Genomic DNA, 13,605 nt, shown 5'->3' on the forward strand with positions numbered 1-13,605 from the left:
ATTACACCTCGTAGGGAGGTGGGGTGGATGAAGGTCCTGATGGTGATTACCTCACATGATCAGCTCGGTGACACCGGCCGCAAGACGGGCTTCTGGCTTGAGGAACTCGCCGCGCCCTATTACCGCTTCCGGGATGCCGGATGGGACGTCACGCTGGCGTCGCCGCTGGGCGGGCGGCCGCCGCTGGACCCCAAGAGCAACGAACCGGAGTTCCGGACCGACCTGACCCGCCGGTTCGAGGCCGACGCGGCCGCCGAAGCCCAGCTCGACACCACGCTGCGCCTGGACTCGGTATCCGCCGACGACTTCGACACCGTGTTCTACCCGGGCGGGCACGGCCCGATGTGGGACCTGGCCGAGGATCCCGTCTCGATCGCGCTGATCGAGCAGGTGGTCCGGTCGGGCAAGGCGATCGCGCTGGTGTGCCATGCCCCGGGCGCGCTGCGCCACGTCACGACGCCCGAGGGCACTCCCCTGGTCGCCGGCCGGAAGGTCACCGGCTTCACCGACACCGAGGAGGAGGCGGTGGGCCTGACGAAGGTCGTGCCGTTCCTGGTCGAGGACGAACTCGTCGCCAAGGGAGCCCACTTCAGCAAGGCCGACGACTGGCAGCCGTACGTGGTGACCGACGGCCGGCTCATCACCGGCCAGAACCCGGCGTCCTCGGGCCCGGCCGCCGACCAGCTGATCTCCATGGTCGAGAAGCTCACGAAATAGCCTCACCGGCCCGCCTGCGCCGGACCCGGCGTCGCACCAGCCAGACCACCGCGGCCAGGACGGCGACCGTCGCGAGCGCCGCGATCTGGAACCCGACGGGCCACGGTCCGCGGTCGGCCGACTCGGCCGTACGCGTGCCCAGTCCGGCCAGCAGGCCCGCGGCGACCGAGATCTCGTACGGCACGCAGCGCTGCATGCCGAACTCGCACCGGTATGAGTCGTCGAACCGGCTCAGCACCCGGGCCGGGCTCCCGTCGAGGGGCACCGCCGACAGCGCGCCGGTGTCCGAGCCGTAGTCCCAGGCATGGCCCAGCACCTCGGTGTCGGACAGCCAGCCCAGAAACGTCTCCGTATCGGCGGTGCCACGCAGGGCGGACGGCTCGGCGATACTGACGGTGCGCACCGCACCCGACGTCCCGGAGTCGAACATGTAGACGCGCCCGCTGTCGATGCCCTCGGACCGCCACGGCACGACGGCCAGCAGCAGCCCCGACGGCGACCAGGCGTTGTGCACGGTGATCCCGTAACCCTGCGGCACCATCACCTCCCGCTGCCGCTGCCCGTCCAGCCCGATCAGCCAGGTCCGCAGCTCGGACTGCACCACCAGCCGCTGCCCGTCGGGCGCGAACGCGGCGGCCGACACCGGCACGACGCCGGTCCCGGTGGCCTGCCCGGTACGCAGGTCCAGCAGCATCAGCTCGCCGTGCCCGGTGGCGTACCACTCGACGTAGTCGCCGGCGTCACGGGCCGCCTCCTCCGCGACGGGCCCCAGGTCGACGACCGAGTACGCCAGGATGTTGCCGTCCGGGGACAGTGCCAGCGGGACGACCCCGCCGGGGCGCGGCACCGGCACCTGCCGGGTCTGCCCCGTCTCCAGGTCGACGACCCGCACCTCGGCCACCTCGCGGTCGGGTTCGGACAGCACGATCGTGCGCCCGTCCGGGGACAGCAGCCACGGCTTGGTGCGCTCGGGCACGGCGTCGAGCTGTCGGTACACGTCGGCGTCGGCACCCAGCACGAGCGTCTGGTAGGTGCGCAGCATCTCGCTGTTGCCGTACCCGTACAGCAGCAGAGCCCGTCCCGGCGGGGCGGCGCTCACCGAACCGGTCAGCGGCGAGTACCCGGCGATCAGGTCCGGCAGGCCGGCCGCCTTGCCAGGCGACGGCCGCGCGGGGACCGCGTCGCGGTTGCCCGCGGGGATGAGCAGCGCTCCGGCGCCCAGCAGCAGGGCCACCACCGCGCACAGCGCCGCGGTGGCGCGTCGCCGCCGGACGTCGCGCCGGGCGGCCGGCACCAGGCCCTCCAGCAGGCCGGGCGGCAGCGGCGGCTCGGGTTCCTGCGGGGCCGCGGCCAGCAGGGCCGCGATCTGCTGGTCGTTCACGCTCGGTCTCCTACGTAGTTGGGCAGCAGCCGCCGCAGGGCGGTGATGGCGTACGACGTCTGGCTCTTGACCGTGCCCGGCGAGCAGCCCAGCGTCCGGGCGGTCTCCGCGACGTCCATGCCCTCCCAGTAGCGCAGCACGATCACGGCGCGCTGGCCGGGGGCGAGCCTGGCCAGCGCCGCCATCAGGTCGAGGCGGTCGGCGACGTCCGCGGCCGGTGCGGGCACGTCCGGTGGTTGGGGAAACGGCCTGACCCGTCGCGCCCACCAGGTCTGCCGCTGGTCGAGGAAGATGTTGACGAGCATGCGGCGCACGTAGGCGTCCGGCGAGTCGGCCTGCGCGACCCGTGTCCAGTGCCGGTAGAGCCGGATCAGGGCGGACTGGGTCAGGTCGTGCGCCTCGTCCCAGTTCCCGCACAGCCGGTATGCCGTCCGGCGCAGCTCCAGCACCCGTGCTTGCGCGAACTCGGTGAAGGCGTGTTCGTCGTCGGCCCGCATCTGACCCCTCTCGTCCGTACCCCCTGACCGGAGCAGCTCGCCGAACGGTTGTGCCGTCCGGCCGTCGAATTCTCGGTCAGGCCGGTTTGACGGGCTGCCGGAGGATCGTCTTGAGCTTGGCCGGCTCCGTGCGCCGGGCGTCGCTGAGGTAGATCTCGTGATGGTCGCCGTTGAAGGTCAGCCCGTTGTCGGGCAGGTAGCGGCGGTGCAGGCGGTCCAGGGTCGGCGCTTCGTCGTCGTAGGAGCCGATGTGCAGGATCTGCACGCTCTTCCCCTCGGTGAGGCTGATCAGCCGTACACCCGCCAGCGCCGGGTTGTCCTTCTTCTTCGCGGCCTCGGCGAGCGCGGCGCGGACCATGTCCTCGGTGATCCAGTCTGGCTGGCTGATCAACATCGTCCACGACCAGGCCTGCTTGTCACGGGTCACGAAGGACTGCGGGTCGTCGGCACGCCACAACCCTTCCAGCGGCCCCACCACGAAGTCGCGGTCGAGGGCCTTCTTGCTCGCGAACTTCAGCGTGTACGCCGTCGTGAACAGGGCCTCCACGGCCTGGGCGTACGCCGTCGAGGTGTTCGGGTCGCCATGGCCGTCGACCGCGAGGTACCGCAGCTCGGGCACGTCCACGACGACGAAGTCCTTCGCCGGTGGGGCGTACAGCTCGCGGTGTGCCTTCTTGACGTCGTACTTGTCCATCGCGGTCTCCTTGGTCAGTGTCGCGAGCGTGGCCTCGGTCCAGCCGACGTCGGCCCGGAGCATCGCCTCGCAGTAGTCGAAGATCGCCGAAGCGGCGCCGGGCAGCGGCTCCTGGTGCGCCCGAGCGGCACGGACCTCTGCCAGCTGGTCCCGCAGCGCCGTCAGCCGCCGGGTCAGCCCCGCGGCCACGTCCCCTTCCGGCAGACCGGGGCTGTTCGCCATGCCGATCAGGACCCGGGAGCGCACCGGCGTCAGCGCCGCCAGCGCGTCCCTGGTGGTGGCCGCGCACAGGTCACGGCCCGCTGCCGTCACCTGGTAGGTCGCGCGTGACTTCGCCGAGCGTTTCTCGGTCGCCGACGCCTCGATCAGGCCACGCCCGGCGAGCTTGTCGAGCAGGTAGTAGATCGAAGAGAAGCCCAGCGCGGTCCAGGTCCGCACACCCCGTTCCTCGATCACCCGTTCCAGCTCGTACCCATGGCGTGGCTGTTCCAGGAGCAGCCCGAGGACGGTCAGCTCGGCGTCGGTCAGTGTCGGGTCCACGCGCCTATTCTAGCGCTAGAATAGGCGGGCTTTCACCAACCCGGTGATCCCCGGGTTCCACCCGGATCCGAGCGTGTGCCGGGTCGGCGAGGACTACTACCTGGCCTGCTCCAGCTTCGAGTATTTCCCCGGGGTGCCGGTCTTCCACAGCCGGGACCTGGTGCACTGGGAGCAGATCGGCAACGCGCTGGACCGGCCGAGCCAGCTCGTCCTGCCGCTCGGCATGCCGTCGTCGGCCGGCGTGTACGCGCCCACCCTGCGCCACCACGATGGCCGCTTCTGGCAACCTTCCTCGCGCCGGTGAGCTGGGTCGACGGCTGGCCGGTGGTCGGCGAGCTCGCCCCCACCATGGCCGCACCGCCGTGGCCGGCGCACCCGCTGCCCGCCCCTGCGGTCCGCGACGACTTCGACGGCGACGCGCTGCACCCGCGGTGGATCTGGGTACGGTCCCGACCGGAGGTGTTCCGGTCGGCCGACCGCCCCGGCTGGCTCACCATGCGGGCGCGCGGCGCGGGCCTCGACTCACCCGACGTGACGTTCGTGGGCCGCCGCCAGCAGCACCAGTCCTGCCGGGCGCGGACCCTGGTCGACGCCACCGCCGGGCGCGGCGGGCTCGCGGTGCGGATCGACGAGGCACACCACTACGAGATCGAGGCGGGCGACGGCCAGGTGCGGGTGCTGGCGCGTGCGTAGTCGCTGCTCTCGACGGTCGCGACCCGGGCCGTGCCGGACGGGCCGGTCCGGCTGCGGATCGACGTCGCCGCCGCCTCACCCGAAAACTGGCATCCCCGGATGGAGCCCGACCTGCTCCGCCTCGGGGTCGAAGCCGCCGACGGCACGTTCGACGTGCTCGCCGAACTCGACGGGCGCTACCTGTCGACCGAGGTGGCGGGCGGCTTCACCGGCCGGGTCATCGGCCTGTACGCCGCAGCCGGCGAGGTCGCGTTCGACTGGTTCGACTACGAACCGCTCTGACGCGGGGCGCGCCGGTCGCGGCGGCGTTCCAGCTCGTCGTCGTCGACATAGGTCAGCATCGGCTGGCCCGGCACGCAGTGCATGATGACGACGAAGCGGCTGGTCGCGTCGGGCAGGTTGTTGCCGTCCTGGTAGTGGATGACGTCGCCGCCCGGCTCGAAGAACGCCTCGCCCGCCCGGATGACCCGTTCGGGCTCGCCTTCGAGTTCGAAGAGCATCTCGCCTTCGATCATGTATCCGAAGATCGGGCCGGAGTGCTTGTGCGGCGGCAGTCCCTTGCCGCCGGGCGGGATCTCGACCAGCAGGGTCATCACATCGACCGGCTGCGGGGTGGTGTCGAGCAGCCGCTGGTTGAGCATGGTGAGCACGGAGGTGCTCCGGTTGTCCGCGGGGTCCATGTCGGTTCACCTCTTCGCACCGTGCCAGCGATGGCCGCTGAGCTGGTCCGGCACCGGTCCCTGCCGGTACGCCGGTCGAACCCATCCTCGCAAAGGGCGGCAGGTCCCGTGCCCGGAACCGTTCACTCGGGTGGGGCGGCCGGTCTGGCACGGTTCGGCGTGACACGGGATCCTGACGTGATGACCACGCAGACGCGCCCCCGCCCGAACCTGCTCGTTCTGCGCGCACGGCGCCTGTTCGACGGCGGTGCCCTGCTCGACGACCCGTCCGTGGTCGTCGACGGCGGCCGGATCGTGTCGGTCGCGCAAGGACCGGCGGGTCTGCCCGAGGGCGCGGACGTGGTCGACCTGCCCGAGGCCACGCTGCTGCCCGGCCTCGTCGACACCCACCTGCACCTGGCGTTCGACGCCAGCGCCGACCCGATCGCCCGGCTGGGCGAGCGCGACGACACGGCGGCCTACGAGGCGATGTGCGCGGCGGCCCGCGCGGCCACGGCCGGCGGCGTCACCACCGTGCGCGACCTCGGCGACCGTGGTTACCTGGCGCTACGGGTACGCGCGGCGGCTCGCGCCGGCGACCATACGCTGCCCGAGGTCGTGGCCGCGGGCGTGCCGATCACGACACCCGGCGGGCACTGCCACTTCCTCGGTGACTGCGCCGCCGGTGTCGCGGACCTGCGCGCCGCGATCCGGGCTCGCGCCGAACGCGGGGTCGACGTCATCAAGATCATGGCGAGCGGCGGCAACATCACCCCGGGCAGCCGCCCGGAGCTGGCGCAGTACTCCGTGCACGAGTTGCGGGCGGTGGTCGAGCAGGCGCACGGGCTCGGGCTGCGGGTCGCGGCGCACGCCCACGGCACGTCGTCGATCGTCGCGGCGGCCGAGGCCGGCGTCGACAGCCTCGAACACGCCACCTTCATCAACGCCGGCTTCGTCGACGACATCCCCGACGGGCTGCTGGACACGATCGTGTCCCGCGGCATCGCGCTGAGCCTCACGTTCGGCACCCGGCCCGTGGACGGCCACGCGGTGCCGCCGAGCATCGCCACCCGGATGCCGCGGTTCACCGCCAACGCGGCCCGGATGCGGGCCGCAGGCGCGCGGATCGTGATCGGCACCGACGCGGGCATCGCACCCGTGAAGCCGCACTTCGTGCTGCGTCATGCGGTGCCCCAGCTCGCGCCGCTGGGCATGGACGGCGCGGAGGCACTGCACGCGGTCACGGCCCGGGCGGCCGAGGTGGTCGGGTTGGGCCATCGCAAAGGGCGGATCGCCGCCGGTTACGACGCGGACATCCTGGCCGTCTCGGGCGACCCGGTCGCCGAGCCGGCGGCGATCCACCGGCTGCTTGCGGTGTACGTCCGCGGGGTCAGGCTGACCGCGCGCCTCGCTTGAAACACGACCCCGATCGGCACTACCGGGGCGATGTCAGCAGCCGGTAGCCGACGTCAGCCGTGCCGCCCGCGCCCGGTCGCCCGTGGCGCTCCTGCCACTGCCCGCCTTCCAGGTCGGCCCGCAGCCGGCGCGTCGCCTCGGTGACCCGGGCCGGGTCGAGCCTGGCCAGCGAGGAGATCGATGCCCGCACCGCCGGGTCGAGGTAGGCGTGCGGCCTGTCCCAGTACGCCGCCAGGAACCCGTCGCTGCAGTCGTGCGGCACCGGCACCTCCGCCACCTGGGCGGGAGCCAGGTGCCTGGCGATGAAGTCGTGCTCCGGCAGCTCCCGCTCGGCCTCGGCGATCTCCGGCAGGTAGTCGGCGATCAGCCAGAACCGGGACATGACCGTGTGATCCCAGGTGAGCACCACCTGCCGGTGCGAGACGCGGCGCAGCTCGGCCAGCCCGCGTGCCGGGTCCGTCCAGTGGTGCACGGTGAGGACGGCAAGGCCGACGTCGAAGTGTTTGTCGGCGAACGGCAGCCGCTCGGCGACGGCGCGCACCACGGGCGCGCTGCCCGGCGGCCGTTGCGCGATCATCACCGGCGACGGCTCCACGGCGAGCACCATGCGGTCGGCGGGTTCGTAGGAACCCGCACCCGCCCCGACGTTGACGACCGTACGGGCATCGCCCAGCGCCGCTTCGATGATCGCGGCCACGCGCGGGTCCGGTCGGCGGCGCTCGGCATAACCTGCGCCGAGAGTCCGGTAAGGATCGTTCATCGGATACCCCCGTGGATACTCCGGCCTTCAGGGCGGAGAGGAAACGGAACTCTGCGGAGCAGGGCAGGAAAAGCCGGTTCGCCGCCAGGGCGAATGGCATCCGCCGGTGTCGCGGGAGGGAACAGGTGTGCTAATTTGTTGTGGCCTGGCCAGCGATAACCAAGCCGGTCGGGCCTACCGCCGGGCTGGCGGGAAGTCAGGTCTGTGGAGCCTGTGTAAGACCGGTGGGCGGTACACCGCTCCTTGCTGGTAACCCAGGTCGGCAACGGGCTGTGAAGCAGAAAGTTCAACCCGCGAGGGTCGAATCCCCCTGCTTCGGCTGGGGGAGATGTCAAGCGTGCCTTCCTACCATCATCACCGGCAGGATACGGGGTGCCAGGCATCGGTGTTCAGCCCTGGCCGGGTGGCGGTTCGCTCACCCTGCGGACCGCCGCGAGCAGCGCTGCGCGGTGCTCGGCGAGCCGGCCGGGCGACATCGGGTCGTCGCCGGCGGTCGCGAGCAGACCCGGCGAGGCACTGAGCCAGCCCTCCGTCATGCGCAGCACGATGGCGAACAGGTCCACGGCGGTGATGTCGTCGCGGAGCCGCCCGGCGCGCTGTGCTGAGGCGACGGCGTCGACCCGCGCCTGGAACGCTTCGCGTTCCAGTGCGGTCGGTTCGGAGCGTTCCAGGACGCGCCAGGTGGCGAGCCTGCGTGCCCGGGGGTTGGCGAGCATGTAGTCGAAACGCGCGGCGGCGAAGGCGCACAGGTCCCCGTCGTCCAGGGACGCGGCCGCGACCACGGCCCGCGTCTGCTCGGCCAGGACGGCGTCGAACAGGTCGTTCTTGTCTCCGAAGTAGACGTACAGCAGGCGTTTGTTGGCTCCGGCGCGCTCGGCGACGCGATCGATGCGCGCACCGGCCAGCCCGCGCTCGGCGAACTCGTCCGTGGCGGCTTCGAGCAGCAGCGCCTTGGTGGCCTGGGCGTCGCGGGCCCGCGGCATGGGTGTGGTCATTCGGGCTTCCTCGTCGAAGGGCGGGCCAGGCCCGGCGGCCGTACGGTCGCCGGGCCCTGCCGGATCACCAGGGAATCACGCCGTCCTTGTCGAAGAACCCGCCGGTGGGTCCGTCGGGGCCGAGCTGGGCCATGCGGACGATGGCCTCGGCTCCCTCCTCGACGGTCTGGGTGCCGGCGTGGTGGTTCAGGTCGGTGGCGGTGAAACCCGGGTCCACGGCGTTGATCCTGACGCCCGGGTACGCCTTGGCGTACTGCACCGTGAGCATGTTCACCGCGGCCTTCGAGGCCGGGTAGGCGATGTCGGGATAGAAGTGCGACGGGGAGTCCGGGTTGGCCAGCTCGCGCATCAGCGACGTGCCGCTGCCGACGTTGACGACGACCGGGGCGGCGGAGCGCTGCAGCACCGGCAGGAACGCGTGCAGCATCCGCACCTGGCCGAACACGTTCGTCTCGAAGACGGCGCGTACGGAGTCGGCGGTCACCTCGGCCGGCGGCACGAAGCCGCCGCCGGCGGTCCGCGGCTCGATGCCCGCGTTGTTGATCAGGACGTCGAGGCCGCCGTCGGCCTCGACGGTCTTGACGGCGGCGGCCACCGAGGCGTCGTCGGTGACGTCGAGCTGGATGAAGCGAGCGCCGAGCCGCTCGGCGGCCTGACGGCCCCGTTCCGGGTCTCGGGCGCCGACGTACACGATGTGTCCGGCGTCCACGAGCCGGCGGGCGGTCTCGAAACCGAGTCCCTTGTTGGCCCCGGTGATCAGCGTGATGGTCATGATGTGCTTCCTAATCCCTTTTCACCCGCGCTGTCCCGTCGACGGGTCCTTGCCCGTCGACCGAGCGAGTATCTAACTAGTTGGTTACTACCATAGCGCGCTCCCTCGGTGGGCGACATCCAGTCGGCGGAACCGGGCGGGGAACTGTGCGGAACCGCGTGGACCTCGACGCCTTGGCGACCGCCAGAAAGATCCGGCAGTACCGCGAACTCCGCTTACGGGTGATCGAGCGGCAGCGGTCGGCGCTGCTCTCGGCGCAGGCGACCGGCCGCCACGACTCGCGGGTGCTGGAGAAGGTGCTCGACACCCTCGACGCCGAACAGCTCATGGTGGAGTTGCGGACGGCGTCGGCCGTCGACGACGGCTAGGGCCGCGACCTGATACGTCACCGGCTTTGGGATCGGTGACTCAAGGCCTGAGTGGGCTGAAATAGCCTCAGTGGGAAGCCGCCGCGTCCCACGTTGCGGTCACCGCGTCGCGTATGGGGTGCGGGTGGATGCGAGCAGGTTAATCGATCGCCGCCCGAACAGGCATCTGATTGACTCGCCGGATGATCGATTCCGACAGGTTGTCCGGCTTGCTCGCTGGACATTGGGGCCTCGTCGACGTCCGCGTCGAGGTGCACAACGGTGGTATGAACTCCGCGACCTGGTGGGTCGACCACGACGGCCGTCGCGACGTCGCCAAGCACATCCCCGGCTGGAACCGCAACCAGTTCGTCGGCGGGCTCACTGTGGCCTCGCACGTCCAACGTGCTGGTATCCCGGCGGGTGCGCCGATCCCCACGACCTCCGGGCAGCTGGCGGTCGAGACCGCCGATGGGCCGGTGGCGCTCCTGCAGTACGTGCCGGGTGCCGAGCCGCCCGATGACGAGAGCGGTCGGCGCGTCATCGGGGAGACTCTCGGGCGCGTGCACGTGGCAGTCCGGGACATATGCGTGGCCGGCGCAGAGCAGTTTCACTGGGTCGATCCGAACGCCGCGCACCTCGATCATGCCCCGGGTTGGGTGAAGCCCGGTATCGTGAAGGCCCTGGCGATGTTCGACGCGCTCGACCCGCCGTCGCTCACCTGGGGCATGTTGCACACCGACCCGGCGCCTGAGGCGTTCCTCGTCGATCCCGCGACCGGCGATGTCGGATTGATCGACTGGGCGGCCGCCATGTCGGGTCCGCTGCTTTACGACCTCGCCTCGGCAGTCATGTACGTAGGCGGGAAGGCGCAGGCGCAGTCTCTGCTCGCGGCATACGTTCGGACCGGCGCCCTCGGCGAGGACGAGATCGAGCGAGGCCTGGATGTATTCCACCGGTTCAGGTGGGCAGTTCAGGCCGACTACTTCGCGGGGCGCATCGCGACCCGCGACATGACTGGCATCGAGGATGCACGAGAGAATGAGATGGGCCTGCTCGCAGCGCGGGAGTTCCTTGTCGACTGACCAAGGCATGTATTGGAAGTAGCGGCTCCGCCTGGACATCGATGGCCAGGACATGGTGCTGCTCGACGCGGACGCCGACGGCTACACTTCCAGCGCCCTCAAACACCGGGTCGAGCTGTGCTTCACGCTTACCTCCGCTGTGGTGGACGCCCACTCACCGCGGCGGCCCGACCAACCCGGCGAACGTATGCGGTCGGAGCGCCGGCCTCGCCCGGAGCGGCTCAGGAGGTCGCCTCCCAGACGTGCACGTCGAGCTTGACGTCCCCGGAGTCCGCGGACACACCCGTGATCTTCACCCACGCCCACCGCCCCTCGCTGGTGCGTACGCAGAACGCGGTGCCGGCGCGGGTCTTCTCCTGCTCGATGCCGCGTTGCAGGGCGGTGGCGGCCACACAGGTCTGGTGCGACGGCTCCCCGCTGACGTACGTCAGGTCACGGTTCGAGGCGACGCCGTACGGGCCGACCCCGAGCGCCCCGCGCAGGTCCCAGCCGGACACCGAGCCGCGGACCACGTTCCAGTTGGGCGCGCCGGAGTCGAGGTCGATGGAGTAGTAGATGGGCAGCGTCACGGAGGCCGCCCGTTTGACGGCCGGCTCGCCGCCCGGGGCGGACGGCGCGGTCGGCGACGGTGACGGTGTGCTCGCCGACGGCGAGGCGCTCCGGCTCGGATCCCCGGTCGGCGCGCCCGGCGTCGCCGAGGTCGCGCCGCCGGGCCCGGTCTGCCCGGCGGCCGTGACAGCGGCCGGCTCGGGACGCAGCAGGCGGTCGCCCGCGGCGCCGACGGCGGCGGATACCGCGATGACGGCGAGCAGCAGGAAGACGGCGGGCAGCGCCTGCCGATTGGTCCAGGTGCGGGCCAGTCCCCAGCCGGCGAAGACGAGCGCGGTCGCGCCGAGCAGCACGATGGCCAGCGCGCCCAGGTCGGTCAAGAACTCCAGCAGTGCCACGACCGTGCTGACGACCGTGGCGATCGCCGACAAGGCCGCGCCGCGCGCACCCGGCGCAGGGCGTTGCGATTGCTCCACCACGTGGGCCACCTCGAAAAAGGAGCAGGCGCTCTCCACACCAGAGCGCCTGAGACCAACAGGAATCCAAAGCCGTTCCGGACTGTAATCGGAGCGACACTGTCCGGTTTCGAGTTGTCCTCGATCTGACGCAGCGTGACCACTTCGGCCTACCTGACCTGGCCGAACGGCCAGGAAGACCGCCAGGACGGACCACCGAAATCCGTTCTCGCACGCTGGGCAGAACGTCACCCCGCTCCGCTAGGTTCGCAGTCCGGTGATCAGGCATGAGCGAGGACGGACGTGCACGAGAGAGCACTTGTTTCGGAGGCCGTCGCGCTCGCCTCGGCCGGGCAGCCGGTGCGGATCCACGGCACGCCACATGCGACCTACGCGCCCTGCTATGCGAGCGGCGGTGTCGACGAGGACCAGGCGCAGGCGCTCACCCGCGGCCTGCGGCGCGTGCCGACCGGCGGGTGGCTGCTGGGCCGCGACACGGAGTTCCATGCCGGTGACGGACTCGTCGTCCAGGTGGACCGCGGCGGTCGCCGCCCGCACGTGTTCCTCAGTACCCGGCACCGCGCACATCTGGCTCCGCTGCGCGCCTTCGACGTCGCGTGGCACGCATTCGCCGGATGACGCGACGACCGGGCCGGGTCACTGCGGCAGCGGTGCGCCCGACGCCTCGGCCACCATGTACGCCGCGTACCAGTCGGGCCAGTCGGGGTCGGCCGCGCCGAGGCGCTTCTCGTGCTCGCCGTGGGCCACCGAAGCCCGGCGCATCGCGGTCGCCAGGTCCGTCGTGGAGGTGAACGCGGTCGCGCCCGGGTCGACGCGGCCGGGCAGCCGGTTGGTGATCTCCTGCAGCACCCAGGTGTTGCCGTCGGGGTCGGCGAACTCGGCCCGCGACGCGTACGTGCCGCGAGCGGGGTCCGGGCCCTTGATCGGCCCGTCCGGGCCGAGGTGGAAGACGTCGCTGATCTGGACACCGGCAGCGGCGATCGCATCGTGGGCCTGCTCGATGTCGGCGACGATCAGGAACGACCGGGCCGACCCGGGTGCGGCCGTGGTCAGGTTCGTGCCGAAGTGGACCGAGCACTGCGAGCCGTGCGGCGTCAGCTGGATGACACCCGATCCCGGCGGGGTCTGATCCGAGCGCCAGCCCAGCCGCCCGTAGAACTCCTCCGCCCGAGGGATGTCGGAGACCGGGATCACCACGACTTCGAGCTTCATGTCGACGTCGGCGACACCAGGCGTCGTGCCCATCGCTTCCTCCCAAGACCACGGCGATTTCTCGTCCTCGACGATACTGGCGAATCGTATTTGCCGCGCCTTATCGCCCTAATACAACCTGCTACCCGGGCGAACTGCGCGGAACCGCGTACGGCGGGGCCCGGGTGGAGGTATGCAGGCCGGAGGAACCGTTAGCCAGGAGGCTGTGCCATGACCACGTACAAGGTCGGATACTTCATCGGGAGCCTGTCGTCGACGTCGGTGAACCGGGAGCTGTCCCGGGTGCTGATCCGGCTCGCGCCGGAGGAGCTGGAGTTCACCGAGATCGCGATCGGCAACCTGCCGCTGTACAGCCCGGACCACGACGCGAACTACCCGCCCGAGGCGGTCGCGCTCAAGGACGCCATCCACCGCTCCCAGGCGATCCTGTTCGTCACGCCCGAGTACAACCGGTCGATCCCGGGCGCGCTGAAGAACGCGATCGACTGGGCGTCGCGGCCGTGGGGCAAGAACTCGTTCGACCACATCCCGGCGGCGGTCATCGGCGCGTCCATCGGCCAGATCGGCACCGCGCTGGCCCAGCAGGCGCTGCGCGGTGTGCTCAGCTTCTGCAACGCCCGGCAGATGACCGCGCCCGAGGCGTACATCCAGTTCAACCAGACGCTGTTCCCCGGCGACGGCGAGGTCGTCGACGACGCGGTGCGCACGTTCCTGTCGGACTACATGGCCGAGTTCCGCGACCACATCGTGCGCGTGCTGTCGGTGCTCCCCCGCCAGGGCCACGAGCAGCCGCAGTGACGCCCGAAGCGCGC

At 71.1% G+C, this 13,605-nt stretch carries 18 protein-coding genes; 9 read left to right on the forward strand and 9 right to left on the reverse strand.

Annotated features, from left to right (window positions below; all coding sequences use genetic code 11):
* Positions 1-27 precede the first annotated feature (27 nt).
* Positions 28-717 carry a type 1 glutamine amidotransferase domain-containing protein gene (locus tag AB0B35_RS07425; RefSeq protein ID WP_360526701.1) on the forward strand — a complete coding sequence of 230 codons (690 nt, stop codon included), beginning with the start codon at positions 28-30 and terminating at the stop codon, positions 715-717.
* Here the strand turns inward: AB0B35_RS07425 and AB0B35_RS07430 are convergent.
* From AB0B35_RS07430 to AB0B35_RS07440, 3 genes are all read right to left on the reverse strand, one after another.
* A complete protein-coding gene (locus AB0B35_RS07430) occupies positions 707-2,098 on the reverse strand; it encodes a hypothetical protein (protein WP_361041930.1) in 1,392 nt (463 codons plus the stop codon). The two genes, AB0B35_RS07425 and AB0B35_RS07430, sit on opposite strands and share 11 nt — an antisense overlap.
* The gene (locus AB0B35_RS07435) at positions 2,095-2,595 is read right to left on the reverse strand and encodes a SigE family RNA polymerase sigma factor (RefSeq protein ID WP_361041933.1); all 501 of its coding nucleotides are present in this window, start codon (positions 2,593-2,595) and stop codon (positions 2,095-2,097) included. Before AB0B35_RS07435 ends, AB0B35_RS07430 begins: the two co-directional genes overlap by 4 nt.
* Before the next feature lie 76 nt (positions 2,596-2,671).
* Positions 2,672-3,829, reverse strand: a complete 1,158-nt coding sequence (locus AB0B35_RS07440) for a GyrI-like domain-containing protein (protein ID WP_361041936.1) — start codon at positions 3,827-3,829, stop codon at positions 2,672-2,674.
* Positions 3,830-3,872: 43 nt separating this feature from the next.
* On the opposite strand from AB0B35_RS07440, the gene AB0B35_RS07445 reads away from it, so the two are divergent.
* Genes AB0B35_RS07445 through AB0B35_RS07455 form a run of 3 tightly spaced genes read left to right on the forward strand, consistent with a single transcriptional unit; the run spans position 3,873 to position 4,804 of the window.
* Positions 3,873-4,133, forward strand: a complete 261-nt coding sequence (locus AB0B35_RS07445; RefSeq protein WP_361041938.1) for a family 43 glycosylhydrolase — start codon at positions 3,873-3,875, stop codon at positions 4,131-4,133.
* Positions 4,130-4,522: a hypothetical protein gene (locus AB0B35_RS07450; protein ID WP_361041941.1), complete on the forward strand. Its 393-nt coding sequence runs from the start codon at positions 4,130-4,132 to the stop codon at positions 4,520-4,522. The genes AB0B35_RS07445 and AB0B35_RS07450 overlap by 4 nt, the downstream gene beginning before the upstream one ends.
* Positions 4,523-4,552: 30 nt before the next feature.
* On the forward strand, positions 4,553-4,804 hold the full coding sequence (locus tag AB0B35_RS07455) for a hypothetical protein (protein ID WP_361041943.1): 252 nt from the start codon (positions 4,553-4,555) through the stop codon (positions 4,802-4,804).
* Here AB0B35_RS07455 and AB0B35_RS07460 read toward each other — a convergent pair.
* Positions 4,789-5,202 (reverse strand): cupin domain-containing protein, encoded by a 414-nt coding sequence (locus tag AB0B35_RS07460; RefSeq protein ID WP_361041946.1) that lies wholly within the window; start codon positions 5,200-5,202, stop codon positions 4,789-4,791. The two genes, AB0B35_RS07455 and AB0B35_RS07460, sit on opposite strands and share 16 nt — an antisense overlap.
* A 180-nt stretch (positions 5,203-5,382) precedes the next feature.
* On the opposite strand from AB0B35_RS07460, the gene AB0B35_RS07465 reads away from it, so the two are divergent.
* A complete protein-coding gene (locus AB0B35_RS07465; protein WP_361041949.1) occupies positions 5,383-6,597 on the forward strand; it encodes an amidohydrolase family protein in 1,215 nt (404 codons plus the stop codon).
* A 19-nt stretch (positions 6,598-6,616) separates the two neighbouring features.
* Here the strand turns inward: AB0B35_RS07465 and AB0B35_RS07470 are convergent, their stop codons facing one another.
* The 3 genes from AB0B35_RS07470 to AB0B35_RS07480 form a co-directional block, all read right to left on the reverse strand.
* A complete protein-coding gene (locus tag AB0B35_RS07470) occupies positions 6,617-7,357 on the reverse strand; it encodes a methyltransferase domain-containing protein (protein ID WP_361041951.1) in 741 nt (246 codons plus the stop codon).
* A 389-nt stretch (positions 7,358-7,746) separates the two neighbouring features.
* Positions 7,747-8,352, reverse strand: coding sequence for a TetR family transcriptional regulator (locus AB0B35_RS07475; RefSeq protein ID WP_361041954.1), 606 nt, complete (start codon positions 8,350-8,352; stop codon positions 7,747-7,749).
* Positions 8,353-8,416: 64 nt separating this feature from the next.
* Positions 8,417-9,124 (reverse strand): SDR family oxidoreductase, encoded by a 708-nt coding sequence (locus AB0B35_RS07480; RefSeq protein WP_360526733.1) that lies wholly within the window; start codon positions 9,122-9,124, stop codon positions 8,417-8,419.
* A 146-nt stretch (positions 9,125-9,270) separates the two neighbouring features.
* Here AB0B35_RS07480 and AB0B35_RS07485 point away from each other — a divergent pair, with 146 nt between their 5' ends.
* Entirely contained in the window at positions 9,271-9,492 is a 222-nt protein-coding gene (locus AB0B35_RS07485; protein ID WP_361041956.1) for a hypothetical protein, read from the forward strand.
* Between the two features lie 182 nt (positions 9,493-9,674).
* Positions 9,675-10,556: a phosphotransferase gene (locus tag AB0B35_RS07490; protein WP_361041959.1), complete on the forward strand. Its 882-nt coding sequence runs from the start codon at positions 9,675-9,677 to the stop codon at positions 10,554-10,556.
* Between the two features lie 221 nt (positions 10,557-10,777).
* On the opposite strand, the gene AB0B35_RS07495 is transcribed toward AB0B35_RS07490, so the two are convergent.
* Positions 10,778-11,584 carry a hypothetical protein gene (locus AB0B35_RS07495; protein WP_361041962.1) on the reverse strand — a complete coding sequence of 269 codons (807 nt, stop codon included), beginning with the start codon at positions 11,582-11,584 and terminating at the stop codon, positions 10,778-10,780.
* A 279-nt stretch (positions 11,585-11,863) separates the two neighbouring features.
* Here AB0B35_RS07495 and AB0B35_RS07500 point away from each other — a divergent pair, with 279 nt between their 5' ends.
* Positions 11,864-12,199, forward strand: a complete 336-nt coding sequence (locus AB0B35_RS07500) for a hypothetical protein (protein WP_361041964.1) — start codon at positions 11,864-11,866, stop codon at positions 12,197-12,199.
* An 18-nt stretch (positions 12,200-12,217) separates the two neighbouring features.
* Here the strand turns inward: AB0B35_RS07500 and AB0B35_RS07505 are convergent, their stop codons facing one another.
* Entirely contained in the window at positions 12,218-12,826 is a 609-nt protein-coding gene (locus AB0B35_RS07505) for a VOC family protein (protein WP_361041967.1), read from the reverse strand.
* A gap of 177 nt (positions 12,827-13,003) precedes the next feature.
* Between AB0B35_RS07505 and AB0B35_RS07510 the strand changes: the two genes are divergently transcribed.
* The gene (locus AB0B35_RS07510) at positions 13,004-13,591 is read left to right on the forward strand and encodes an NADPH-dependent FMN reductase (protein WP_361041969.1); all 588 of its coding nucleotides are present in this window, start codon (positions 13,004-13,006) and stop codon (positions 13,589-13,591) included.
* Positions 13,592-13,605: the final 14 nt, after the last annotated feature.

Origin of the sequence: Catellatospora sp. NPDC049133 (assembly GCF_040648455.1) — a bacterium.
Classification (GTDB): Bacteria; Actinomycetota; Actinomycetes; order Mycobacteriales; family Micromonosporaceae; genus Catellatospora; species Catellatospora aurea.